The sequence below is a fragment of the Sodalis sp. RH24 genome (genome assembly GCF_047324145.1).
Taxonomy (GTDB): domain Bacteria; phylum Pseudomonadota; class Gammaproteobacteria; order Enterobacterales; family Enterobacteriaceae; genus Acerihabitans.
Window position 1 is genome coordinate 3,739,969 of the sequence record NZ_CP178729.1, and the last position, 25,233, is coordinate 3,765,201.

16 protein-coding genes are annotated in these 25,233 nt (G+C 53.3%); 9 read left to right on the forward strand and 7 right to left on the reverse strand.

Annotated elements, in window-relative coordinates; all coding sequences use genetic code 11:
- Nucleotides 1–31: 31 nt before the first annotated feature.
- Together ACL2XG_RS17005 and ACL2XG_RS17010 are read right to left on the reverse strand one after the other, a co-directional pair.
- On the reverse strand, nt 32–532 hold the full coding sequence (locus tag ACL2XG_RS17005; protein WP_413721678.1) for an immunity 42 family protein: 501 nt from the start codon (nt 530–532) through the stop codon (nt 32–34).
- The gene (locus tag ACL2XG_RS17010; protein WP_413721677.1) at nt 529–2,472 is read right to left on the reverse strand and encodes a hypothetical protein; all 1,944 of its coding nucleotides are present in this window, start codon (nt 2,470–2,472) and stop codon (nt 529–531) included. The genes ACL2XG_RS17005 and ACL2XG_RS17010 overlap by 4 nt, the downstream gene beginning before the upstream one ends.
- 1,039 nt (nt 2,473–3,511) lie before the next feature.
- Between ACL2XG_RS17010 and ACL2XG_RS17015 the strand changes: the two genes are divergently transcribed.
- The 7 genes from ACL2XG_RS17015 to dppF all read left to right on the forward strand — a co-directional run bounded on the left by ACL2XG_RS17015 (nt 3,512) and on the right by dppF (nt 12,913).
- On the forward strand, nt 3,512–5,125 hold the full coding sequence (locus tag ACL2XG_RS17015) for a sigma 54-interacting transcriptional regulator (RefSeq protein ID WP_410013009.1): 1,614 nt from the start codon (nt 3,512–3,514) through the stop codon (nt 5,123–5,125).
- A 1-nt stretch (nt 5,126) separates the two neighbouring features.
- A complete protein-coding gene (locus tag ACL2XG_RS17020; RefSeq protein ID WP_413721676.1) occupies nt 5,127–6,284 on the forward strand; it encodes a sigma 54-interacting transcriptional regulator in 1,158 nt (385 codons plus the stop codon).
- Nucleotides 6,285–7,178: 894 nt separating this feature from the next.
- The gene (gene dppA / locus ACL2XG_RS17025) at nt 7,179–8,786 is read left to right on the forward strand and encodes a dipeptide ABC transporter periplasmic-binding protein DppA (RefSeq protein ID WP_410016688.1); all 1,608 of its coding nucleotides are present in this window, start codon (nt 7,179–7,181) and stop codon (nt 8,784–8,786) included.
- Nucleotides 8,787–8,981: 195 nt separating this feature from the next.
- A complete protein-coding gene (gene dppB / locus ACL2XG_RS17030; protein ID WP_410013011.1) occupies nt 8,982–10,001 on the forward strand; it encodes a dipeptide ABC transporter permease DppB in 1,020 nt (339 codons plus the stop codon).
- Between the two features lie 11 nt (nt 10,002–10,012).
- On the forward strand, nt 10,013–10,915 hold the full coding sequence (dppC, locus tag ACL2XG_RS17035) for a dipeptide ABC transporter permease DppC (RefSeq protein WP_410013012.1): 903 nt from the start codon (nt 10,013–10,015) through the stop codon (nt 10,913–10,915).
- A 10-nt stretch (nt 10,916–10,925) separates the two neighbouring features.
- Entirely contained in the window at nt 10,926–11,906 is a 981-nt protein-coding gene (gene dppD / locus ACL2XG_RS17040; protein ID WP_410013013.1) for a dipeptide ABC transporter ATP-binding protein, read from the forward strand.
- Nucleotides 11,903–12,913: a dipeptide ABC transporter ATP-binding subunit DppF gene (gene dppF / locus ACL2XG_RS17045; protein ID WP_410013014.1), complete on the forward strand. Its 1,011-nt coding sequence runs from the start codon at nt 11,903–11,905 to the stop codon at nt 12,911–12,913. Before dppD ends, dppF begins: the two co-directional genes overlap by 4 nt.
- A gap of 1,398 nt (nt 12,914–14,311) precedes the next feature.
- Here dppF and ACL2XG_RS17050 read toward each other — a convergent pair.
- Complete coding sequence (locus tag ACL2XG_RS17050; RefSeq protein WP_410013016.1) at nt 14,312–14,965, reverse strand: S24 family peptidase; 654 nt, start codon at nt 14,963–14,965, stop codon at nt 14,312–14,314.
- Between the two features lie 360 nt (nt 14,966–15,325).
- Here ACL2XG_RS17050 and ACL2XG_RS17055 point away from each other — a divergent pair, with 360 nt between their 5' ends.
- Together ACL2XG_RS17055 and ACL2XG_RS17060 are read left to right on the forward strand one after the other, a co-directional pair.
- Nucleotides 15,326–15,961 carry a hypothetical protein gene (locus ACL2XG_RS17055; RefSeq protein ID WP_410013017.1) on the forward strand — a complete coding sequence of 212 codons (636 nt, stop codon included), beginning with the start codon at nt 15,326–15,328 and terminating at the stop codon, nt 15,959–15,961.
- A 464-nt stretch (nt 15,962–16,425) separates the two neighbouring features.
- Nucleotides 16,426–17,142 carry a VUT family protein gene (locus tag ACL2XG_RS17060; RefSeq protein WP_410013018.1) on the forward strand — a complete coding sequence of 239 codons (717 nt, stop codon included), beginning with the start codon at nt 16,426–16,428 and terminating at the stop codon, nt 17,140–17,142.
- A 61-nt stretch (nt 17,143–17,203) separates the two neighbouring features.
- Here ACL2XG_RS17060 and ACL2XG_RS17065 read toward each other — a convergent pair whose 3' ends face one another.
- From ACL2XG_RS17065 to bcsB, 4 genes are read right to left on the reverse strand one after another with little or no spacing between them, the layout of a single operon-like run.
- A complete protein-coding gene (locus ACL2XG_RS17065) occupies nt 17,204–18,205 on the reverse strand; it encodes a glycosyl hydrolase family 8 (RefSeq protein ID WP_410013019.1) in 1,002 nt (333 codons plus the stop codon).
- A 14-nt stretch (nt 18,206–18,219) separates the two neighbouring features.
- Complete coding sequence (gene bcsD / locus ACL2XG_RS17070; RefSeq protein WP_410013020.1) at nt 18,220–18,699, reverse strand: cellulose biosynthesis protein BcsD; 480 nt, start codon at nt 18,697–18,699, stop codon at nt 18,220–18,222.
- Between the two features lie 2 nt (nt 18,700–18,701).
- Nucleotides 18,702–22,637 (reverse strand): cellulose synthase subunit BcsC-related outer membrane protein, encoded by a 3,936-nt coding sequence (locus tag ACL2XG_RS17075; protein ID WP_413721675.1) that lies wholly within the window; start codon nt 22,635–22,637, stop codon nt 18,702–18,704.
- A 49-nt stretch (nt 22,638–22,686) separates the two neighbouring features.
- Nucleotides 22,687–25,215, reverse strand: coding sequence for a cellulose biosynthesis cyclic di-GMP-binding regulatory protein BcsB (bcsB, locus tag ACL2XG_RS17080; RefSeq protein WP_413721674.1), 2,529 nt, complete (start codon nt 25,213–25,215; stop codon nt 22,687–22,689).
- Nucleotides 25,216–25,233: the final 18 nt, after the last annotated feature.

A 25,233-nucleotide genomic window follows, 5' to 3' on the forward strand; every position in this document is an offset into this window, starting at 1 on the left:
ATACCGGCGTAGGTGCCGGAATTTTAGTCAACTATATAGCATCTTTGATTGGGAGTTGTGCGAACACATTACTGATAGTACCTTTCTTAAATATGGCTTTTTTAGCTGTATTACCGTAATCCGCTGTGTATATCAAGTATTCTTCATCTTCATCTTTAGGATAATAAAACAAATAAAAGCCAACGTCTGATACTTCAAGTGGGCTTAAAAAAACGCCTAACGGCTTTGCGTCAGGCAATTCCAAATCTTGAGGATCACTATCAAGAAGCATTCCATGCGAATGTGCCAGTTTTCTTAACAGTTCTAAATCGCTGTCGGGAAAAAGGAGCTCATTATTTTTGCAATTAGTTATTTCAGGCTCACAATCCTTTAGATAATCAATAGCCATTGACAATGTATAATTAGATCCCTTTGCTGGATATATTTCGTCCTCAATAAAAAAACTAAAAAGTCCATATTTCCAGTAATTGTCCTCTGTTTTTTCCAGTAATTCGTAAAAAACAGCAAATACAAAAGGTTGTCCGAAAATCATTTTTTATCCTTCAGCTCTTTGATTTCTCTGTTAAAGTTCCCCAATTCCCTGTTACCTAAAGCATTTTTTTCATCTCCCGAGCTGCCACTCCAGTGAAAATTGCCCTTTCCATCTTTGCTAGTGTTGAAGAACCGATGAATATTCCCATTATTATCAATGGCTAGCCTTATCTTCGGATCTTTCGTAGCAATAGAATGGTCAAATAGTTCTAAAGAATTTCTCGGCTCCACCCCGGCATTAGGCCTAGATCCTTGTGCTCCAGGTGTATGTTTAGCATTAGATTCAACTTTCAATCCATTATTTGCCACCGTAGGTTCTGAAATGGGTAATCTATTATCTTTGCCATTAGACAGATAAATGAATTTATCTTTACTATGTTCCGGTATCGGCGTTACCGTCGTACTCTCATCCGTATACGGTTTGCGTTCGATATTGCCGGTGTGACGGAATCTCTGATCTCCTCGCTGATCCGGTGAGATAAATACGTTCTTATTATCCTGATTTGACGATGGGTTTTCAAGTTTACCGCCCGTCAAATCATCCGCAACAGGCACAGTTTCCGTTGTACTACCGCTTTGTCCAGTCAGGATAAGTTTCGCCACACACAGCAGGCTGTCGCGACAAACAGCGGCCTGAACCTCGGTTGCAGCCTTACCAAGCGCCAGCGCTGCGTCTTTTTTGCCTTCTTTGGCAGCATCGCAAGCAGCTCCGGCCACCGGTGCGCTTTCCACTGCAGCCCCGGCGACAGCGCCCAGCAGGTTATTTTTTACAGCGTTACCTGCGGCACAGCTGACCCCTGGCGCAGACGCCAGTTCAGACGGATCTAACGGAGCAGTGGCGAAGCGTTGCGCCAGGTCGCGCCCCGGCACCTTGTCGCTACCTTCGCCCACGTTGCCGCTGTAGGCTAACAACCCCACCCCCAGGCCAAGGGGATGTTTTGCCAGCCCGAGCGTGGCCGCGCCTAATTCGCTTATCGCGGTGCGTAGCGCGAGACCATTAACCCCGCCGGCGGCGGCGTTTGCCATACCGCCATTTACGCCGGCGGCGACCGGCGCCAGCGCCATCCTGGGCGATGGGGCCACTGCCATACCGGATAACGCTATGGCGCGCCGCGCGTTAACCTGCGCCATGGAGGGCATTACCGATGTGGGAATGGCATTACGGTCCACCATGGACGGCGATACCGATGCGGGAATAGCAGTATTGCCCACCATGGAGGGCGTTGCCGATGCGGGTATAGCACTTTTATCCGCCAAGGGTTCGCTACGGGAGTTTGCGGCGTTTTCAGCGTTGACAACAGCTTTCCGCGCTTCAGGGGGAGCTCCCGCAGCCTTTTGTTCTGCAATAGAGTTTCTTATTGCCGCTAAAATTTGCCCGGTTTCATTTTTCCGTTTGAGCGCGTTATCCACCTGTCCAGCCCTTGCCCGGGCGGCATGGTCAAGATTATTCCGTTTGGTCTTTTCTAGATTGAGCTGATGTTCTTGCCGTAAATAGCGTTCCCGAACAGACGTACTCGGGTTAGTGCTTAGTTCTTTATGTAATGCGATAACGCCGGTACTGAGATGGCAAAGGCGGTCGTTAATCTCACTCAGCGCTTGGTAGGCGGATTGCTTTTTATGCTGGGCGGAAAACACCTGCGCCCGCATATCATTGTCCAGCGCCTCCGCCGCCGCCAATGTGGCAGGCCTTGGCTGGGAGTGATAGCCATCATGATCTTCCTGGCATTCCGCCAGGGCTTTATCCAACACTTCTTTTGATAAATTAATGTGATATTGAAATTGTTCCGTAAGTGCTTGAAAATCCCTTCTTCTCGCCGTCTCTAATTGCTGTGTATTATTAAAACCTCCGCTCCCGCTGGTATTACCGCCGTTGCCGCCGCCATGCAGACGAAAATGATGATTAGCGGAGTGGTGTCTGCCAGGGGTGGCGGTTACGGTCATGACATCTTCATTTCTCGACGAGGTGACCCGGCCGGCATAATCACCGCCACCCCCGCCGCTGTTCGTCGCGCATGCTCCACGGGAATTGCCGCCGCCACAGCCCCTGGATGAGCTGCCGCATCTGTTGCCCGATGAACTGCCACAGCCGCCGATATTCATTTATTCCCTTATTTGAATGATAATAAATTATTCCCGATTAATTTGGTTCATCACATAAGACGCGGATAGGGGTGTGCTAATAGGGCAAGTAAAGCATGAAAAAGTTAACAAAGAGTTAAACGGCAATATCAAAGAGAAACCTTTTTAAAACCGGCATTGTTGTCCATGGGTGAAAATATTATTAATTGAAAGTCAATTGAAAGCTATATTGCCGCAATATTTTTTGGGTTGCTGGCGACAGGTTATTGTCTATGAATGTATTTGTTGAATAACAAATTCAGCGGCACGGATGATATTATTTTTTTAATTTCCTAAATCATTATCTTTGCTTAAATAAGATAAACGAGTTAGCCAGCATTTTGGCATATTTATTTTTTTATTAAAAATTTTAACCTTCCTGATTAGCATTATTCCTGTGTGAGCAGTAAAAAATACTGCGTATTCTCTAAGATGCTGAAGGCGGATGGTCTAATAATAATGTGTTAAAACGCGTGCCGGCACCACCTATCGGGATAATCAGCCTGCTATCCCATTATCGCTGCGGTTTGTCCACAGCGCGGTATGAGTGTCCCCATCCCGGTTTTTATCAACATGATGATGCGGACTCAGGCTGCTGCAGGGCGCGCCGCTTCAGCCGGGCGCCTGACTCCGGCGTGAAACGTACATTGTTGATTATCCGTTGTCACATACAAGACAAAAAAGCCACTGGCGTCAATGCGCCAATGGGAAAACGACGTCAAATCATATCGTTATATATTTAATTATATAACGATAGATGGCCGGCAACTTGCACCACTCTCACTCGGGCCGGAAAACCTATGCCGGCACATCGGTTTTTTGACCTTCACCGCCCATTGGGCGCCAAAGGGAGGCGCGCTTTATGCCACCGGCCATGCTTAATGACACCGCATCCGCCCATCCGACGCTGGCGGATTCGTTATCCTTTACCTGCCAACTGGGCGAGTGCCGCTCCGAACTGCTGCCCCTGCTGTCCGAGGTCAGCAAGGTGGTCAGCAGGGAAGGCTCTTTATCCAAGACGCTCAAGCTGGTGCTGGAGCTGATGCAAAAACATTTGCAGGTTACCCGGGCGATGATCTCGCTCTACGATGCCAGCTGCGACCAGATTTTTATCCATGAAAGCTACGGTTTATCCAAGGATGAAATCGAAAAGGGCGTCTATTATCCCGGCGAGGGCATCACCGGCAGGGTGGTGGAAACCCGCCAGCCCATTATTGTCCCGATCATTGCCGAAGAGCCGTTGTTTCTCAATCGCACCGGCAGTTGGGATAAAACGGTCGATGGCCATCTTTCCTTTATTTGCGTGCCCATCATGCGCGGCATGAAAGTGATGGGCACCATTGGGGTGGAACGTTTATACAATAACCGGCAACTGTTAAATCTGGATTTGGAGGTGCTGGCCATTATCGCCACCACTATTGCCCAGGCGGTGGAGCTGCATCTGCTGGAGCGCGCCCATAAGCAGGTATTGCAGGCTCAAAGCGCCCGGCTGGATAAAGAGCTGAAGGAAAAATTCAAGCCGGCGAATATCATCGGCAACTCCAGGGCGATGCAGTCGGTTTACCTGATGATTGACAAAGTCAGCCACGCCCGCACCACGGTGCTGATCCTCGGTGAAAGCGGGGTCGGCAAGGAACGGGTCGCCAGCGCCATCCACTATAACAGCAGCTGCGGCAGCGGGCCGTTTGTCAAATTCAACTGCGCCTCGCTGCCGGAAAGCGTCATCGAAAGTGAGCTGTTCGGCCATGAAAAAGGCGCCTTTACCGGTGCCGTCGCGCGCCGGGCCGGAAGGTTCGAGGAGGCGGATGGCGGCACGATTTTCCTGGATGAAGTGGGCGAATTATCTCTTTCGGCCCAGGCCAAGCTATTGCGGGTGATCCAGGAACGGTGCTTTGAACGCCTGGGCAGCAACGAGTCAATTAAGGTCAACGTGCGCATCCTGGCGGCGACGCACTGCGATTTAACCGCCATGGTCACCAACGGCACCTTTCGCGAGGATCTGTACTATCGTCTGAATGTCTTCCCTATTACTATTCCAGCGCTGCGTGAGCGGGGCAACGATATCCTGATCCTGGCCGAACATTTCAACGCCTGGTTTGCCCGGGAACAGGGGGTTGATGTCCCTGCCATTTCCACGCCCGCGCTGAATTTAATGCTCAACTACGACTGGCCGGGCAACGTGCGGGAGCTGGAAAATATGATGGAGCGTGCGGTATTGCTGGCGGAAGAGGGGGTGGTCCACAGCTATCATCTGCCCGCCGCCCTGCAACCGGCCGTGCTGGGCACGCTTGGCGAACAGTCGGGCCTGGAGGCCCGTTTATCCATGATGGAGTATGAACTGATCGTCGAGGCGCTGGCCCGCTTCCAGGGCAATATGTCCAGGGCGGCGGCGCAGCTGGGCCTGACCCGGCGCATGCTCGGCCTGCGCATGGCGAAATATCAGCTGAACTATAAAGATTACCGGAGCGGAGACTGATATGGCCGGCACCGGGGATCTCGCCGCGGGGCGGTTAGCCATTCCGCGCTGCGCCATCGACCTTTGCGGGCCGGCGGGAAAAGCGCGCTCACGTAAAGGACGCGGCGGCCATGCGGTCGATCAGATCATTGCCCATTCCCATGCCATGAAACGCACCCTGGCGGCGGTGGCAAACATTGCGCCCACCCGCTCAGCGGTATTATTGCGCGGCGAGCCGGGTACCGGTAAGGATGTTATCGCCCGGGCGATTCACCTCCAGTCGCAACATCGCGCCGGTCCGTTTATTAAAGTGTGCTGCGATTACCTTGCCAGCGACGATATCATGCGCGAATTGTTCGGTTGTGAAGCGGGCTTTTCCGGCAGCGTCGCCGGCTATCCCGGCGATATTGCCCTGGCGGCGGGCGGAACGCTGTTTATCAGCGAAATCGGCCATTTTTCCCTGTTATTGCAAAAGCGGCTGCTGCGCATTTTACAAGAACAGCGGTATAAGCCGCTCGGCGGCTCCCGCACCCTGGCCTGCGATGTGCGCATAATTTGCGCCACCGAGAAAAACCTGGAGCAGAGGATGGCGCAGGGGACCTTTTTAGCCGAACTCTATTATCGCATCCATATCGCCACCATTGCCCTGCCGGCCCTGCGCGAGCGTAAAGAAGACATTCCCGGCCTGGTTAACTATTTTTTCGAACGTTATAACCGCGATAATCACAGGACGCTCACGCTGACCGAGGCGGCCCAGGCGCCACTCTATCTGTGCCATTGGCCGGGGAATGTGCGCGATATCGAGAATTGCCTTGAGCATGCCGCCATCCAGGCCCGGGATGGCGTTATCCAGCAATTGCCCTGCCTGTCCGGGCGCTGCCTGCGCCAGCGTTTGAACCAGGAAATTAGCCGGCAGCAGGAGACGGTGCCGCAGGAGGCGGGCCACGAGGCGGGGTATGGCCCGGCTACGCCGCTATGGCCGGCGGAAATAATGATGAGCGCCATGACCGCGACGGCCGGCGCCCCTGACGACGCCGATGAGGAGCTGCGCTATCGCCTGGTCGCCGCCCTGGAAAAAAGCGGTGGGGTCAAGGCCAAAGCCGCCCGTTTGCTCCATATCACCCCCCGGCAGCTTTATTATGCCTTGAAAAAACTGCACATTGAGGTCAAGAAATTTTAACTGCGCCGTCATGGTACTGATTTCCCGGCAAGCGCATATTCTCTCTAAGGTTAATAACTTATTTATTTTATGGCAGCAAATAGTTAATTTATTTATTTTGTTTTTATCAGGGAAAATATGACACCGTTATTTTATCTTATCGCGATGTATAGCCGATAAAGCGGTTTGTTGCATTGCGCCTCATTTTACGCCCCCCGATAAAACGTCCTGCGGAGTCAATACTGCAGAGAGCGATTAGCGTTAAAAATAAGCATAATTATCAGTACATTACAAAGTTATCCTTATTTCCGGCGTCAATAAACAAGGTTTTCTTATGGTCGGTCATAACCTTTGTTTATGGCTGATGGATAGCGCGCAGATAGTATGGCAGACTGGACGGAAAGGTTGTCGATATGGTCATCAAGGCGAACCAATGTCAGCATTTTTACCTGCTTTCATCCGGAAATTCTGAAATAACAGTTCATATATTCGCCACACGATCAAATTTTTTTTTAGTTTTTAAATAGTATGTATGACTGCTTACTCATTGTCATAAAGTGAATTACTTCACAGTTTAGCTATATTGACTGGCGATCGTGCTTCATTTTTGGCCAAACACCTGTGGATTGTTTTCGTTTGCTGCGTCTCACAAAATGTGTAAATCCCTACGGGTTATATTGACGTATTGGCAAACAGTTGCCAAATTGGGAGCCTCGGAATTCAGGAGGGGCAATGGATTGTTTGAATGGTCCCACGCATTCAACGCGTCGGGGGGTGCTGCCTCATGGGCATCCCGGCATATATTCCCTTCTTTGGTTCTGATGCCGCAAGGCGCACTGCACAGACCGCAGCATTAAAAAAAACAGCGTCTGGCCGTACAACACACAACATCACATCACACAATGGAGCAGAATGATGACAATTTCCTTGACCAAATCAGGGATACTGAAGGTCGGCATTAGCCTGGCGGCATTAGCCGTGGCGGCCAGCGTTCAGGCAAAGACTCTGGTATATTGTTCAGAGGGCTCGCCTGAAGGGTTCAACCCGCAGTTATTCACGTCCGGCACCAGTTTTGATGCCAGTTCCGTGCCGATCTACAATCGTCTGGTCGATTTCAAGCTGGGCACCACGGAAGTGATTCCGAGCCTGGCCGAAAAGTGGGAAGTCAGCGCCGACGGCAAAACCTATACTTTCCATCTGCGTAAAGGCGTGAAGTGGCAGGAAAGCAAGGATTTCAAACCGACCCGCGATTTCAACGCAGACGACGTGATCTTCTCCTTTATGCGGCAGAAAGACGCCAACCATCCTTACCATAAAGTCTCCGGCGGCAATTACGAGTACTTTGACGGCATGGGCATGGGCGATTTGATCGCCAGCGTGGAAAAAGTCGACGACTACACCGTGCGCTTCAACCTGACCCGTGAGGAATCGCCATTCCTGGCCGACCTGGCCATGGACTTCGCCTCCATCATGTCCGCCCAGTATGCCGATCTGATGCAAAAAGCGGGCACGCCGGAAAAAATCGATCTCAACCCGATCGGTACTGGCCCCTTCCAGCTGCTGCAGTACCAGAAAGATTCCCGCATCCTGTACAAAGCGTTTGAAAACTACTGGGGCACCAAGCCGAAAATCGACCGCCTGGTGTTCTCCATTACGCCGGACGCGTCCGTACGTTATGCCAAGCTGCAGAAAAACGAATGCCAGATCATGCCGTATCCTAATCCGGCCGACATCGCGCGCATGAAAGAAGACAAAACCATCAACCTGATGGAACAGCCGGGCCTGAACGTGGGCTACCTGGCGTTTAACGTCGAGAAAAAACCGCTGGATAACCTGAAGGTTCGCCAGGCGCTGATCACCGCGGTAAACAAATCCGCCATCATCGACGCGGTATACCAGGGCGCGGGCCAGCCGGCGAAAAACCTGATTCCGCCGACCATGTGGAGCTATAACGACGCGGTGCAGGATTACGCTTACGATCCGGCCAAAGCGAAAGAACTGCTGAAGGAAGCGGGCTTGCCGGAGGGTTTCTCCATCGATTTGTGGGCTATGCCGGTACAGCGTCCCTACAACCCGAACGCCAGGCGCATGGCGGAAATGATTCAGTCCGACTGGGCTAAAATCGGCGTTAAGGCCAAGATCGTCAGCTACGAATGGGGCGAATACCTCAAACGCGCCAAGGCCGGCGAGCATCAGTCTGTTATGATGGGCTGGACCGGGGACAATGGGGATCCGGATAACTTCTTCGCCACCCTGTTCAGCTGCGATGCGGCAAAAGACGGCTCCAACTACTCAAGGTGGTGCTACAAGCCGTTTGAAGACCTGATCCAGCCGGCGCGCAGCACGTCCGATCATGCGAAACGCGTGGATCTGTACAAACAGGCCCAGGTGGTCATGCACGATCAGGCGCCCGCGCTTATCGTTGCCCATTCCACGGTATACGAGCCTGTGCGTAAGGAAGTGAAAGGGTATGTGGTCGATCCACTGGGTAAACATCATTTCGAGAACGTATCTTTAGACTAAAGGTCAATTAACCCCCCATATCCCTAAAGGGAGCTTCCCCCACCCATGCGGGGAAGCGGGAGTGTTCCCCGGTGCCGCACCGGGGAAGGAATCGCGCCAGCGAGGCCAGGGGGGAATCCTGAAGATGTGAGCTTTGATAACCCGGGCGCGTAATGCGCCCGGGTAAACTATCTACAGAAACAGAGAGTTCGGAATATGTTGCAGTTCATACTCCGACGTTTGGGACTCGTAATCCCGACGTTTATTGGTATTACCTTGCTGACGTTTGCGTTTGTCCATTTGATTCCCGGCGATCCGGTGCTGATCATGGCGGGTGAACGCGGAATGTCCCCCGAGCGCCACGCAGAGATGATGGCGGCGCTGGGCCTGGATAAACCCTTATTTCAGCAATATGTTCATTATGTCGTCGGCATTATGCACGGTGACCTGGGCATTTCGCTTAAAAGCCGCATCCCCGTTTGGCAGGAATTCGTGCCGCGTTTCCAGGCAACCCTGGAACTGGGTGTTTGCGCAATGATTTTTGCCGTGCTGGTCGGTATCCCGGCCGGGGTGCTGGCGGCGGTCAAACGTGGTTCGCTGTTTGATCATACCGCCGTCAGTATTTCGCTGGCCGGCTATTCGATGCCTATTTTCTGGTGGGGCATGATGCTCATCATGCTGGTGTCGGTGCACTTTAACCTCACCCCGGTGTCCGGGAGGGTGGGCGACACGGTCTTCCTGGACGACAGCATGCCGCTTACCGGCTTTATGCTGATCGATACCCTGATTTGGGGCCAGCCGGGGGATTTTAAAGACGCCGTGATGCATATGGTGCTGCCGGCCATCGTGCTTGGCACTATCCCGCTGGCGGTGATTGTGCGCATGACCCGTTCGGCGATGCTGGAAGTGCTGAGCGAGGATTATATCCGCACCGCCCGCGCCAAAGGCCTGAGCCGCATGCGCGTCATTATTGTCCATGCCCTGCGCAACGCCCTGTTGCCGGTGGTGACGGTTATCGGGCTGCAGGTCGGCACCCTGTTGGCGGGCGCTATCCTGACGGAAACGATTTTCTCCTGGCCGGGCCTGGGCCGCTGGCTGGTCGAGGCCTTGCAGCGCCGTGATTATCCGGTGGTACAGGGCGGGGTGTTATTGGTGGCGATCCTGATTATTGTGGTGAACCTGCTGGTGGACGTGCTGTATGGCGTGGTTAACCCGCGTATTCGCCACAAGAAATAGGGGAATGGAAAATGACTGAAATCTCTGAGCCGGTAATAACCGGCGCACCGAAGCCCATGACCCCGCTCCAGGAGTTCTGGCACTATTTTAAACGCAACAAGGGCGCGGTCATCGGCCTGGGCTATATCGTCCTGATGTTCGTCGTCGCCATCGGCGCCGGGGTCATCGCGCCCCATGGCCCGGCGGAGCAATTCCGCGAGGCCTTGCTGCGCCCGCCGGTATGGATGGAGGGCGGTAGCTGGCAGTTTATCCTGGGCACCGATGACGTCGGGCGCGATATCATGACCCGCCTGATGTACGGCGCGCGCCTTTCGCTACTGGTCGGTTGCCTGGTGGTGGTCCTGTCGCTGATATTCGGCGTGATATTCGGGCTGTTATCCGGTTATATCGGCGGATTGGTGGACGTGGTCATCATGCGCGTGGTGGATATCATGCTGGCGCTGCCCAGCCTGCTGCTGGCGCTGGTGCTGGTGGCCATCTTCGGCCCCTCCATCGTCAACGCCTCGCTGGCGCTGACGTTCGTCGCCCTGCCGCATTACGTGCGCCTGACGCGCGCGGCGGTGCTGGGCGAGGTGAACCGCGACTATGTGACCGCCTCGGGCGTGGCCGGCGCCGGACCCCTGCGCCAGATGTTTATCAACATCCTTCCCAACTGCCTGGCACCCTTGATCGTGCAGGCGTCGCTGGGCTTCTCCAATGCCATCCTTGACATGGCCGCGTTGGGCTTCCTGGGCATGGGCGCGCAGCCGCCGACACCGGAGTGGGGCACCATGCTCTCCGATGTGCTGCAGTTTGCGCAGAGTGCCTGGTGGGTGGTGACCTTCCCGGGGGTCATTATCCTGCTCACCGTGTTAGCCTTTAATTTGATGGGGGACGGACTGCGTGACGCGCTCGACCCCAAACTCAAGCAGTAACGAGGAAGCAATGGCGTTATTAACCATAGATAAATTATCGGTACATTTCGGTGATGAAGGAACACCGTTTCGTGCCGTCGACCGCATCAGCTACCAGGTGGAACAGGGCCAGGTCGTGGGCATCGTCGGTGAGTCCGGCTCCGGCAAGTCCGTCAGCTCGCTGGCCATTATGGGCCTGATTGATTTTCCCGGCCGCGTCATGGCGGAAAACCTGGTATTCAACGGCCGGGATTTGCAGAAAATCTCCAACAGCGAGCGCCGTCAGCTGATTGGCGCCGACATCGCCATGATTTTCCAGGACCCGATGACCAGCCTTAACCCTTGCTACACCGTAGGCTACCAGATTATGGAAGCCATCAAGGTGCACCAGGGCGGCAACCGCAGGACCCGGCGCCAGCGCGCCATCGATCTGCTGACCCTGGTGGGCATTCCCGCGCCGGCATCCAGGCTGGATGTCTATCCGCACCAGCTGTCCGGCGGCATGAGCCAGCGCGTGATGATCGCCATGGCGATTGCCTGCCGTCCCAAGCTGCTGATTGCCGATGAGCCCACCACCGCGCTGGATGTGACCATCCAGGCGCAGATCATCGAGCTGCTGCTGGATTTGCAGCAGCGGGAAAATATGGCGCTGGTGCTGATTACCCATGACCTGGCGCTGGTGGCGGAAGCCGCGCATCATATTATCGTCATGTACGCCGGCCAGGTGGTGGAAACCGGCAAGGCGACGGAAATCTTCCGCGCGCCGCGCCACCCCTATACCCAGGCGCTGCTGCGCTCCCTGCCGGAATTTGCCACCGACAAGGCCAGGCTGGCCTCGCTGCCGGGCATGGTGCCAGGCAAATACGATCGCCCCACCGGCTGCCTGCTGAACCCGCGCTGTCCCTATGCCACCGATTATTGCCGCCAGGTAGAGCCGGAGCTGCGGGATTTGCCGGATCGTCAGTCTAAATGTCACTATCCGCTGGATGATGCGGGGAGACCCACCCGATGAGCGAGACTATTTACGATCCGCAGGCAACCGCCTTGCTGCACGCGGTGGATTTAAAGAAATACTACCCGGTGAAAAAAGGGTTGTTCGGCAAGGAGGTCATGGTCAAGGCCCTGGACGGGGTATCCTTTACCCTGGAGCGCGGCAAGACGCTGGCGGTGGTCGGCGAATCCGGCTGCGGCAAGTCCACCCTCGGCCGTCTGCTGACCATGATTGAAACGCCCACGGGCGGGCAGTTGCATTACCTGGGCCAGGATCTGCTGAAACCTGATGTGACCGCCGCGCACCTGCGGCGCCAGAAGATCCAGATCGTGTTCCAGAACCCCTACGGCTCGCTGAACCCGCGCAAGAAGGTGGGGCAAATCCTCGAGGAGCCGCTGCAAATCAATACCTCGCTCAACCGCGCCGAACGGCGTGAGAAAGCGCTGGCGATGATGGCGAAGGTGGGACTGCGTACCGAATACTATGATCGTTATCCGCATATGTTTTCCGGCGGCCAGCGCCAGCGTATCGCCATTGCCCGCGGGCTGATGCTCGACCCCGACGTGGTCATCGCCGATGAGCCGGTATCGGCCCTGGACGTATCGGTGCGCGCCCAGGTACTGAACCTGATGATGGACCTGCAGCAGGATATGGGGCTGTCGTATGTGTTTATTTCCCATGACCTGTCGGTGGTGGAACACATTGCCGACGAAGTGATGGTGATGTACCTGGGCCGCTGCGTGGAGAAGGGCAGCAAAGAGGCGATTTTCAGTAATCCGCGCCATCCCTATACCCAGGCGCTGCTGTCGGCCACACCCAGGCTGAACCCGGATCTGCGCCGCGAACGCATCAAGCTGACCGGCGAGCTGCCAAGCCCGCTGAACCCGCCCCCGGGATGCGCCTTCAGCGCCCGCTGCCGCCGCCGTTTCGGTACCTGTACCGAACTGCAGCCGCAGCTTAAGCGCTACGGCGACCAACTGGTGGCCTGCTTTGCCGTCGATCAGGACGAGGCGCAGGGCATTCGCTGAGTTTGATAACAAGACCGTGCCTGCGGGCATGATGGGATTTTTCCTGCCTATCATGACCGCTTCAAACGTATGTGCAATTATGCCTTCGTACCCTTATTACCTCAGTGTCATCCTAACCTGATGACCGGTTACGCCAACAGTCCATAATAGATTTTTGTTATTGTTTATTCTCAGATATATGCGTTTTCGTTATGCACATAAACGTGCGCACAGTGAAACGATGAAACCGACCTTCTTAAATACGAAAGCCCAGCCATTAAACTAGCAAATGCTAAAAATTGTATCACTATTAATCTGATCAAAGCTGTGACAGAAGAGGCAAGAGATAGATAACAATTTTTCAAACATGTTTGAGGGCGAGTTTGCCGCCACCGCGAAGGCAAAAAAAAGGCAGCAGAATCAAGAAAACAATAAAGCGCGGGCCCAAGTTTTTAAAATGTTTTCAGGATGTAGGAAATTTTACTGATGATGATCATTATGGCTTGATTTGAAGGTATTATCTATGTGTCTGCCACATCCGTTTTTAAGGCGAATATAATGAATTATCTCTCAAAAAAGGAGAACAATTTTGCCACAGTATTTCTTCCTGCGTCGATGCCCAATCAATCGTATCTTGCTAGTCGTGAGGATCTTGATGCGATAATTCGCTGGGGATAAGCTGTTTTTAAAATCGGCGTCGAGCCGATGTATTCCTGCAGAACTTACTACGAAACGAGATCTAGACGAAACACCGGTTAAAGACATAGATATTTGGCAGCAAAGCAGACATACAGGGTATGAACATTGGTAAATATCATCCGGTGGAGGTGGGACCATGACTTCTGTCCCACAGTTTAGATGTTGATGCTGCCTACTTACTCCATAGGCTTAAAGTTGTAAATATTATCTGTGTTCGTTTTAGCTGGTTTAAGCTTTCTACTATCGCTGACATCTTTTAGAGCAAGAGAAACCCTTCGGCCTTTATTAAAACCGGTCGCATACATAATTTCACAAAGATCTTTCGAGTGAAAGTTCTGAAAAACATCAATATTTTTATGTATGTACTCGCCTGAAAAACAAACTTCCTGATCCAGTGCTTTCAGCTTATAGTTATTGCCAATTGTCATTTCAGTTATGTAATAAGCTTCGTAATCTTTTTGTATTTTAGATTCAATTAGGCTTATTTCAATTAGGTTGTTAGGGTTAATGATATGTAGTAAGTTTTCACTTTTTTTATATCCTCGAATGTTAAACTAATATATTCATGACTACCAAATTCTTTAAACATGTATTTGGATTTATAGGGGATCCTGGATTTTATTACTTCACTTAAAGTTAATTGATACTGAGGGGTAAAAACTGCCTTAACCCATTTTATAACTAAACGCCAATGCATTAATCACCTCAGAATATTTAATATCAAGAAAAATATTTAATGGTTTTGATTATAATACCAACTATAGAATAAGATTTATATGCCGAAGGGACTAAATCCTGATCTATCGATACCGCAGTGAACAAATAACCTGTATCTTCAATAAATACACGTCTAAAACAAGGAGTGCAATTGTTTATTTTTACTAAAACAATATCTCCGTCATGGGGTGTGTTATCTTTTTTTACTATGCAAATTGTTCCGCTAGAGAATTGTGGGTATAGAGAATCATTATTTATATTAATAGCAAAACAATCATTATTTCCAAATACACATAATTCTGTAGTATAAGTATCATATGTATCCAACACGTTATCCAAAAATATATTTAATTCATTAAGTTTTATTAATGGCAGTGTTTTAATTTTTTTATGACTTATTGCCTGCCTTTCTATATTAATGTCTGTGAACTCGCTTAGGCTAACTTCAAAAAATTGAGCCAACGCGACAATCGTTGCGAGCGTAGGATTTCCGATACCTCGCCGCATACTATTGATAGTTGCTGTGCCAAGACCGGTTAAGGTGCTTAATTCTGTACTGTCAACATTTCTTGTTGACATCAAATAAACCAAATTTTTCCCAATAGTAAGAAGTGCTTCATGCTCACCATTTTGATTTTTTAAGTCAATTTTATGCATTATATTGTCTCTGTGATGATATATTGAAAAAAATACAGTATATTGTCACTCAGAACTAAAAACGAGTAATTTATGTCCGTTAGATATTGCTCTATTGTTTATTTTCCTAGTGGTTAGAATAATTAATATTAAGCTGAGTTATATAGATATTTAAATATATTTTATTCAAAATGATTGTCTATCAAAGTATATTTTTCCCTTGAAAATCACATGCTAGTTTACATTGACACAATCACCATATAACGAAGGAGACATAAAATTAATTTTTTCGATTATCTTCTCTCAAAAAAAGTTGAGTTTTCCCGTACACCGGGCGGATTAATCATAATCAACGATACCCTTGACCTTAGCGATAGTGGTGTGACTCATCTACCTGAATATTTAATTGTCATGGGATCATTGATTTTAAAAGGTTGTGCTATTAATAAGCTACCCAATAAACTCAAGGTTTATGATAATCTTGACGCTAAAGATACGAAGGTTCGGATATTACCAATAGACATAGAGGTTGGACAATCTATCTTCATGGAAAACACTAATATTGAAGCCCTACCTGATGATTTTCATTGTAATGATTCATTAGATCTTGAAAATACGCCTATCGATAAACTGCCCACAAACCTACGTGTAAATGGGTATTTAAATATAAAAGGAACCTTGATTACTGAATTAAGAGATGATTTATTGATAGGGGGCCCTCTACTTGTTGATTTAGAAAATCTGCAAAATCATTTTGCTTGGCGTAGTGTAGATACTGCGGCCTTAGCTTTTGAAGCAGAACACAATCATAAGCCTAAAAGTGCCATGCTTTTATCGCAAAGGTTAGATAATTGCTCTCAGATTTTTTTTGCAGTATGGGTATCCAGAACAATCAGGATTTCATTCTTGGATTTTTATGGGACAATGGAGCAATTCGTGGCTATTCATGATTCAGAGATAATTAAAGAAATTATGTTTGAATGTGTACAAGAATTAGACGAAAAGATAAAAAAATAAGTATATCGAATATAATTATTATAGCAGATATTCTCCTCCGGTACTTCGGCAATATACTGAGAGGAGAAACTGAATTTTTACTCTAATTTCCAGATTAATATTGATGTTAAATTTTAAAAAAATAGTACTTTTCATCTTTTATAACTTTAAGCTATTCGTTAATAGTGATATTTTAAAATATTTCTGACATTATAGGTACACTTTAATAATTAACCAGGAAGAAATAATTTCTAATAATAAATATGCTATATTTTTCAATTTGTATAAAAAGTAAATTATTCAATTAAACGAAGTAATAAAAAAGCATGACTTATTGAAATTTTGAAATTAAGATTATGACCTGTTCGCTCTAAATGTTAAAACTATTAAAGCACTACTAAAAAGTCTAAAGGCCTTAAAGATGAAGATCTTTTCCAATACAAGTATGTACACGTTAACAGACGATAATTTTTAAAAGGGATTTTATGAATACAGATTACAAGCTATACGGATTATTTGTCGGATTAACTGTTACCATCATGGTGATGTGCGACACATTGATGTTTAAGGTATTTAATTTAGGCGACTTTAGAATTACCGCTAGCGGCATTATATTTTCATTATTTTATTTATTATCAACTATTTCCACGGAAGTTTATGGTTATAAATTAGGGGGGCGTACGGTTTGGATTGTGGTTTTATGCCAAACAATATATGTTTTTTTAATAAATATATGTGCAGTTATTCAAGTTGATTCGAATGCCTATTCCCAGCACTATTATGGCCTCTACAATGACTTTTGGCGGGTAACCGTTGCGACCTGGGTCTCGATGCCGGCATCTTATTTTTGCAATAGCTTTTTAATATCCAAGCTTAAAGTGTATTTCAACGGCCGCTTTTTCATCATCCGCTATACCTTATCCGCCATGATGGCCCAGGCGGTATTGCTGATTACCGATTATCCAATCAGTTTATCATCTAAATATTCATTTTATGAATTAGTTAATATCATATCTACTACGTGGTGCTATAAAGTGGTTATGTCAATTATACTTTTACCCGTTGGCATTTACATCGTACACAAAATTAAAAAGATTGAAAAAACGGACTATTACGACTGGGGAATCTCTTATAATCCGTTAACTGTATTCAAGGGGACCAATGATGATGTTAAGAGGAATAAATTCGATGATAAAGGGTAACATTTTTTATGCATGTGGCCCTGTCGAGGGCCGCACGCGACTGCACTTGTAGTTCGGGTAATTATTTCAGCGACCAGTACGTCAGCATCCGCAGGCTGGCGGAATAGTAGTCTTCCTGCGGCTGGATATTGTCATTGACCTGCGCGCCGTTGCCCATGATGGCGTCACGAATGGCCAGCATGCCCGGCGATAGCATGAAATCGGCCTTGGCGCCGGTCAGCACATCGACCCAGGCGGGAGTGGCCAGCCGGTCGAACTGGCGCCAGTAGGCGACGTACGGCCCAAGCGCCAGGCTGTTGCGCTGCGCCCAGTTGATATACAGCGGTATGCGCACCGCGTCAAAGCTAAAGCGCGACGGCCAGCGATCGGAAGGCGTCAAGGAGCCATCCGCCCGCAGGGTGACCCAATCGGTGGGCAGCCGGGGGTCGCCAAAGCGCATCAGCCCCAGGATTTTAAGGGAATCGGCGGTTAAATCGTTCCAGATCTTCAAATGGCCGGCCTGGTAAAACGCCTGCCAGGCGGGGAAGATAAAGTATGACGGATTGAGCGTCACCGAGCTGGTCTGGTTAAAGCCCGACGCCCCCGGCAACAGCAGGTTGAAGCCGGCGAACTTAATCACATTGTGTTTGATTATCGCCGCCTGCAGCGCGTTCGACGCCGCGGTATAGTTCGGCAGTTTCCACTTGTCCCCGGCCTGGAGCAGCGCCCAGGCGATCAGGGTGTCGCCGTCGGAGGCATTGTTGATGTCGGCCACCGGCGGGGTAGCGGCGGGATCGTAGCGCCAGGAGTACAGGCCGATGTCTTTACGGTACAGATGCTGGTTGGTCCAATTCAACAGGGTATCGAAGGCGGCGCGGTCGTTATAGTTTACCGCCAGCAGCATGGCGTAGCCCTGCCCCTCGGTATGGCTGACATTGTGGTTGCCGGTATCGATAATGCGGCCTTCCGGCAGCATATAGCGGCTTTTATAATGTTGCCAGCCGGCGCTGTCGGCCTGCGCCGCGCCCGTCAGCAGGGCGAAAAACATAGCGAGCAGCAGCGGCAAATGGCGGGCAAATTTCATAACGCTTCAATCCCTTAAATAGTGTTTTGATAACTAAAAGTCATTATGCCTTCCGCGCTGTCCTGCTGCCAACGCAGCGCGACATGAGGCTGTCCGCCCTGGGCTAATATCCATTCAGCATAGGCGCCTTCCAGGATCGCCGCCAGCCCGGCGGTCCACTCCTCCGGCTCAGCGCCCGTAGCCGCGGGAGGAACGGCATGATGTATCAACGTGAGATGGGTTTCACCCGGCTGCAGCCGCACAAAGCCCCAATTGAATTCCGACCAGAGCCGGTTAAAGCCATCTTCCAGATCCCCGACCGTTTCGGCATGGGGTAAAGGAAAGCGCCCGGCCAGTTGGCTACCCATCAGGTTAAGGAACTGGCGGCGATCTTCGTCGCCGGCATTGGCGGCGATGCCGGAGATCATGATATCGAGCAGATCCTGCCAGCCGGGCTGATATTGCCGCCGGCGGAAGTAAACCAGCTCGGACGTTGCGTCAGATATATCCTGCATACTTATTTACCACCCAATAAATATTTAAAGTACACCAGCGCGGTGCTCTCGGAGTAGTCGCCAAAGGTGTCGTAGCCCACCTGCCCGCCCACGGACATATTGGGATTGATTTTATAGCTGCCGTTGGCGTGCACATTATAGCTGACGCCGTTTTCATTACGGGCGTCGTAATAGGCCGAATCGACATATCCGCCGGCCACCAGTGATTCCAGGGCGGTTTGCAGCGCCGGATTATTCGGATAGTAGGCGCTTTTATCCTGTGAATAGGACTGATAGCCCACCGAGCCGCCCAGCGTCAGGTCCCAGTCGTCATATTTTTGGGTGTAATCCACCGGCAGCGAGACGCTGATATAGTTTTGCGGACTGAAATAGCCTCCCTGGCCGTAGCTGTAATAGCTGAGGTTTTTATCATAATCCATAAAGGTAATGTTAATACCGGTCTTCACCTCGCTATGGTCCTCGCGTAGCGGGCGGACATAAAATCCCGCCGATGAGGTGATGCCGGTATTGCCGGGAATATTGTCGCCCTGGTAACTGTAACCACCGACGCCGGCATACAGGCCCGCGTCGCCGTCGTCGTAGGAGTACTGGACGCCGCCGCCGTTTTTGGTGACCTGCCCCCATTTTTTACCGCTAATCTTATCCCGCGTGCCCACGTAGGAAAGCAGGCTGTCGGTGACCGCGCGCCGTTCGGCGGTAAAGATAAGCTTACTGAAGGTGGTCAGGCTGGGGGACCATTGAAGACCGCCCACCAGCGAGCTCAGATCCTCGCCCAGAGGCGTGGTGCCGACATCGGCCTTGTAGCTGTCGCCGCTGAGCGCCAGGTTGACCTCCACGCCGGAGGCCTGCTGCGAACCGGAGGAATCGGCGGCGTAATCGCCGGGATTGACGGTGGAGGCGGCATCCGCGGTCGAGGACGTGGTGGTGGTGGTGCTGCTCTGGGTGCCGTCGGAGTTGGTGGTGGTGGACGTGGTGGTGGTCGACGTGGTGGCGCCGGCGGCGGCGGTGGCGTTATTGGTGGCGTTTTCTACCATGCGTCCCTGCTGCAGCGCGCCGGTGCCGAAACGGTTGCTGACCGTGCCGCTGGTGGAGCCGGAATTTAACGAAACCGGCGTGACCGATAGTTTCAGCCGCGAGCTGTCGAACGGCACGCCGGAGAGCACCAGCGGCGCCTTGATTTCCGTCAGGCCGCTCAGGCCGCTTTCGCCGTCGCGGCTGCGGATCCCCACATCGCCTTCCACCCAGGTGGCGGTTTTTTGCTGTTCCTGATCAAGCAACTGATTGATTTGTTTAAGCGTACGGTCTTCCGGCGTTTCGGCGCTGGCGGTTGCCAGCGTCAAGCCGGTCAGCGGCAGCGGCGCCGGGCTATCGGAGCGCTGCCACGGCAATATGGTGCCGTAGGCGGAAGCGGTGCGCGGCGCGGCCGCGGCCACGGTTTTATTAACGAAGGGATTGTCGGCGGTTTCCAGCCCACCGACAACCGGCGCGCCGCCGGGGCCGGCGGTATTCAGGCCGATGACCCGGCCTTTGGCGGAGCGCAGCAGGGCGATGGCCTGCTCATGATCCCCCGCCGCTTCCGCAATGCGCGCCTCGAGCACCATGCGATCTACCGAACGCGGTCCCTGCATGCCGGCCACCAGCCGTTTGGCGCGGGCGATATCGCCCTGGGCCAGGGCCGCGTTGGCGGCGCCTTCGCGGGCGCCTTCGTTTTGCGGTTCGCGCACCAGCACATAATCATAGACCCGCGCCGCCTGTTCGTTCATTTTGCCGGACTGGTAAAGACGCGCCATGGCCAGCATCAGATCGACGTTTTGCGGATCGCTTTGCATCGCCACGATGAGCTTATCGTAGGCCGCCGCGTATTGTCCGCGTTCGCGCAGTTCATCCGCCTGGTTAATCACCGAGCCCTGGCGAATGCGGCTCAGTTCGGCCGGCGTGCTGCTGGCCACGATGCGCGGATTATTCATCCAGGCCTCCGCCTCCGCGGTCAGGCCGGCCTGGTTGAGCACGCCGACCTGGGCCGCATAATCACCGGCATTGCCGTTAACGCCGGCGCGCATATTATTACGTACCAGCGCCACCGCGGCGGCGCTGTCGCCCAGGGTCATCAGATCCTGCGCCAGTTTGCCCACATCTGCCGGCGCGGCGGGTGGCGTTTGCGCCAGGGCGCGCAAGGTGTTTAACGCCGCCGTGCGGTTGCCCTCCTGGATATAACGTTCGGCGCCCGCCATCTGCTGGTTAAAGTTTACCCGCACGGCCAGATCGCGCATGGCGCGGTTGCGCCGGCTGTCGGGAATATAGGCCAGCAGCTGCGCCGCGGCGGCCCAGCGCTGAGTTTCGCTGGCGAACAGGGCGGCGGCGTAAAGGTTGTCCGCCGGCGCGCCGCGCTGGCCGGCGGCGGCCATCAAGGCCTGGGCCTGCGCGCTGTCTCCCTGCTTTTGCAGGATGCGCGCCATATCCAGGCGCACCCAGATATTGGACGGTTGTTTTTCCAGCGCCTGCTGCAGCAAATTCAATGCCCGCTGCGGATCGTTGGCTTGCATTGCCTGCGCGGCCTGGCGGCGCAACGGCTCGACGTTGACGCCGCCCGCCGCCACCTGCGGGCGCTTATCCGCCGGTATTGTTTCCAGCACCTGCTGCGCGTCGGCGGTCTTATTGGCCTGGCGCAGGGTATAGTAGAGTCCCAGCTTGGTATCGGTATTCTGCGGATCGCTCGACAGCGCGGTGCGATAGGCTTGCTCCGCGCCGGCCAGGTCGCCCCTGCGGCGCAAGACGTCGGCGCGGAACAGCTCCGCCGAGACGCCTTTGCTGCCTTCCGCCTGCGCCAGCGGCTCGCTGAGCGCCAGCGCCGCGTTCAGGTCGCCGGACGAGACGGCGCCTTTGGCTTTGTTCAGTTCGCCGTAAAAATGCGCGTCCTTGGCCAGCGCCGCCCATTGGGCGCTGTTCGGACCGCCTTGCTTCATTGCCTGGTTAAGGTAGTTTTCCGCCGCGCTGAAATCACCGCCGCGCATAGCGATATAACCCAGCCCGGCCAAGGCGTCGCCGTCGTTGGGGTTGGTGGTCAGCACCGCCTCGAACCGGCTGCGCGCCGCCGTAAGATCGCCGCTGTTCAGGGCTGAATAGCCCTGTCCCTTTTCAGCGCCGCCCACGCTTTCCTGAAAATGGCGTAATACCGCGCCGTCGCTGGGGTGGCGTTGCATATAATCGTCATAGACGGTTTTATCCCCGGGCTGCGGCGCCATCCAGATGAGCGCCTGGCGCAGGGCGTTGTCCGCCGCCTTGTTATTGGCCGCCATCGGCGCCAGCAGCCCGACGCCTTCGCGACGGGTGTTTTCGTCATAGGTCAGGATCCTGCCCAGCGCCATCCTGGCGGCCGTATCGGACGGCTGCTGGCTGACGCGGCTGCGCAGGCCGGCGATAGCGTCCGGGCGCGAGGCCGGAACGCCTGCCAGGGTTTCGTAATACTCTACCGCCAGGCTGTCCAGCGGCTGGTTGCCCTGGAACAGGGTGCGGTAGCTTTCGATGGCGCGCGCCGTGTTGCCCTGCGCCGCCAGTTGGCGCGCATTGGCTAATTGGGTCGGCGAGATGGTTTGCAGTACGCTGGCGCTGTCGAGGTTCTGCAGGCGCGCGTCGCCTGGCGAGGCCTTGACCAGCCGCTGGCGCCATTTTTGGGCCTCGGCCTTTTGTCCGTCGCGTAACGCGTAGAGCGAGAGCAGATACAGGGCATCGGCGTTATTTTCATCCACCGCCAGGATTTTCTGTAACGATTCCTGGGCCAAATCGTTATGGGCTTTTTCGTGCCAATAGGCTGCCTGCTGCAGCAACGCGTTAATGGCCGGGCTATTATCCGCTGCCTGCGCCAGGGCGGAAAACAGCGACAGGCCCGCCAGGCCGGCGACATACAGCGTTTTTAAGTCTTTTTTTATTTGCCGTTTCATTTTCTTTTACCCATATGGCCCAGTCAGGCAACGCATCTTATCGATACGGTTATTTGTTCGCGCTATTGGCCAGGCGTTTAGCCGCATGCCGCGCCAGCAGAACGTAAATACAACTTCCTATCAGTACCGCGAACACCAGGCCGCTTAAGGAAAGGAAAATAATATGCTGATTGGCGTACCAGATTATCATCATGTACCAGGGCATCTCCCCGCTGGGGAACTGGCTGCCCACGGTAAAACTTTTTACGCCGTTTTCCGCATTGATCACCGCTATATCGCCGCGAACGCCGGCATTAATGGCCGGTACCTGTAAATCAGCGTTAATATGCGACAACTGATCGCTGTCGGTGGCCGTGGCCAGTACCACTACCCGTTTGCCGGCCCAGGGCGAGGCGAAACTCAGGAATCCCCGCCAGGCGTCGGTGGAGGCCAGATAACGGTCCGCTTCCACGCCCTGACGGAAAAAACGCCCGGTAAAATAGCCTTTCAGGCGGGCGGTAAGCGTTTCTTCCTTGACCGACAGCAGGCCGTTGCGCATTTCATACGGCGAACCGGCCAGCAAATCGCGCACCAGATCGGTCTGTTTAAGCGAGGCGAAGGCGAGGATATCCTTATCCGCCAGGGGAATGCCGCCGGCGGCATGGTCTTGCAGGCCCAGGCGTACATCCACATGATTGAGGGCGATGCCGGTGGCATTGCCGGCGCGGGCGGCCATCGCCAGCAGCGTGGCGATTTCACCGGCCTCCGGTTTGGCGGGCAGCAGCATCACCGTTTGGGAGAAATCCGCCAGCCGGCTAAAGGGAAATGACGCGCCGACGTAATAGGACAGGTTGGGCAATAGCGTAAAATGGTGCGTCCGGCTCAGGTCGATGGTTGAGTCCGGGTCGATGCGGCTTTTGATATTATTGCTGGTCAGCAGGCTGCAGGGCGCGTCGGCCTTAGGCTTCAGGGCGAAATAAAATTCCATTTGGTTATCGCCGTAAATCAGATAAGGCGCCAGCTGCAGGGTAAAGGTTTCCTGGCGGGTATCGCCGCCCAGCTTGCGCCAGGCGGTTTCCACCAGCCCGTGCTTATTGACCGGTAAACTGTGCAGGAAGGTGCCGTTAAGCGTAATGCTCAATTGCGACGAATCTTCGTCTATCCAGTTTTCGGTCGGAAAGCGGTAATCAATTTTTACCGGGATGAAATCGCCATCCCACATAAACAGATCCGGGGCGGCGCGAAAGCCGATGCGTATGCCGTCGTGATACAGGCCGTTGGCGGTCAGCGATTCCGGGTTTTGCGCCAGATCCTTCAGATAGACCGGCTTGGTGGTGTCAATCCAGCGCGGCGCGTCGTAGGGCTGGCGTAACGGGATAGTCTGGTTCTGCACCTGGATGACATCCTGCCTGGCCGGCAGCGGCGACGAAATCAGGCGATAGGCGGCCTGGCGCATTTCATTACCGTTGCGCCCCACCACCAGCAACAGCTTATACACCGGATTGAGCGGATTATCGATCATCTGCAGCGTGGGGCCGGTTACCTGCGGCAGGGTGATATCGGCGATTTTATCGCCGGGCTGGCCGAACAGGATGCCGTTTTGCGCCGGCAGCTCGTTCAGGTGCACCGGGAATTCCATATTACGGTAGCTGGACAGCAGGCCAAAATAGGACGCCAGCATGCTGGCGGCCGCCACCGCGTCGGATTTGACCGTCTGGCCGAAGATAAACGCCACCGACGAGCCCTTCATCGACAGCGGATCGTAAAACGGGCGCGGGAAATGGCTTAAGTCGCGGCCGATATCCAGTATCTGGCTGCTCAACTGCAAATGGCTGGTGGGCAGGACGGTCACCCAATATTTATCCGACAGATCCCGCTCGCACGTCAGGGTATTGTCGTCATTCACGCTAAAGCTAAGGTTGTTGTTACTGACGATCATTGCCGCCGGAATATCCAGCTCATAGACATTATCCGTGGCGCTGGCCTGGCTAAGCGCCACATTGCCCAGTTCCTGGCCATTGAGCATCAGGCGCAGGCTGGTGTCCCGCGCGGCCAGGGCCGGGGAGACTTTCAGCGCCAGGTATAGCCGGGCGGTGGTCGCCACCTGATCGCGGGGCAGGGTAAACACAATGCCGGACTGGAGCTGGCCGCCGCTCAGCGTGAGGCCGTTCGGCTGGCCCATGCCGGCAACACTGATAGTGTCATCGTTGAGGGGGGTCACCTGCGCCAGTTGGCTATCGACGCCCTGGCCCGGCGCGGCGGCCTGCGGCGCTACGCTTATTACCGGCGGGGGAAAATCCATCGGCAGGCCGCCGGCAGGTGTGCCGACGGCGCTTGCGGTTGGTGGCGCGCTGCCATCGGCCGGCGCGCCGGCGCCGGTTGCCGCCGGGTCGGCGGCCGGGGATTGGCGCGTATCGTCAGCGGACTGGGCGCCCGCGCCGTCAGTATCCTGCGCCGCCGGAAGCGGCGGCAGGTGATAAACCGGCGCGGCCTGCGGATCGGCGGCAAAGGCCGCCCCGACGCATGCCGTGGCGCCGAGGCCGCCCAAGGCGGCGATCAGTAATACACAATGGGCTATCTTCCTGATACGAAATGGCATGCAATTTTTTCCGCGTGA

Coding starts and splice junctions, on each gene's coding strand:
- dppA (WP_410016688.1), top strand. CDS start 7,179: ATGACAATTTCCTTGACCAAATCAGGGATACTGAAGGTCGGCATTAGC.
- ACL2XG_RS17075 (WP_413721675.1), bottom strand. CDS start 22,637: ATGAAACGGCAAATAAAAAAAGACTTAAAAACGCTGTATGTCGCCGGC.
- ACL2XG_RS17020 (WP_413721676.1), top strand. CDS start 5,127: ATGGCCGGCACCGGGGATCTCGCCGCGGGGCGGTTAGCCATTCCGCGC.
- bcsB (WP_413721674.1), bottom strand. CDS start 25,215: ATGCCATTTCGTATCAGGAAGATAGCCCATTGTGTATTACTGATCGCC.
- dppB (WP_410013011.1), top strand. CDS start 8,982: ATGTTGCAGTTCATACTCCGACGTTTGGGACTCGTAATCCCGACGTTT.
- dppF (WP_410013014.1), top strand. CDS start 11,903: ATGAGCGAGACTATTTACGATCCGCAGGCAACCGCCTTGCTGCACGCG.
- ACL2XG_RS17005 (WP_413721678.1), bottom strand. CDS start 532: ATGATTTTCGGACAACCTTTTGTATTTGCTGTTTTTTACGAATTACTG.
- ACL2XG_RS17010 (WP_413721677.1), bottom strand. CDS start 2,472: ATGACCGTAACCGCCACCCCTGGCAGACACCACTCCGCTAATCATCAT.
- dppD (WP_410013013.1), top strand. CDS start 10,926: ATGGCGTTATTAACCATAGATAAATTATCGGTACATTTCGGTGATGAA.
- ACL2XG_RS17060 (WP_410013018.1), top strand. CDS start 16,426: ATGAATACAGATTACAAGCTATACGGATTATTTGTCGGATTAACTGTT.
- ACL2XG_RS17015 (WP_410013009.1), top strand. CDS start 3,512: ATGCCACCGGCCATGCTTAATGACACCGCATCCGCCCATCCGACGCTG.
- dppC (WP_410013012.1), top strand. CDS start 10,013: ATGACTGAAATCTCTGAGCCGGTAATAACCGGCGCACCGAAGCCCATG.
- ACL2XG_RS17065 (WP_410013019.1), bottom strand. CDS start 18,205: ATGAAATTTGCCCGCCATTTGCCGCTGCTGCTCGCTATGTTTTTCGCC.
- ACL2XG_RS17050 (WP_410013016.1), bottom strand. CDS start 14,965: ATGCATAAAATTGACTTAAAAAATCAAAATGGTGAGCATGAAGCACTT.
- bcsD (WP_410013020.1), bottom strand. CDS start 18,699: ATGCAGGATATATCTGACGCAACGTCCGAGCTGGTTTACTTCCGCCGG.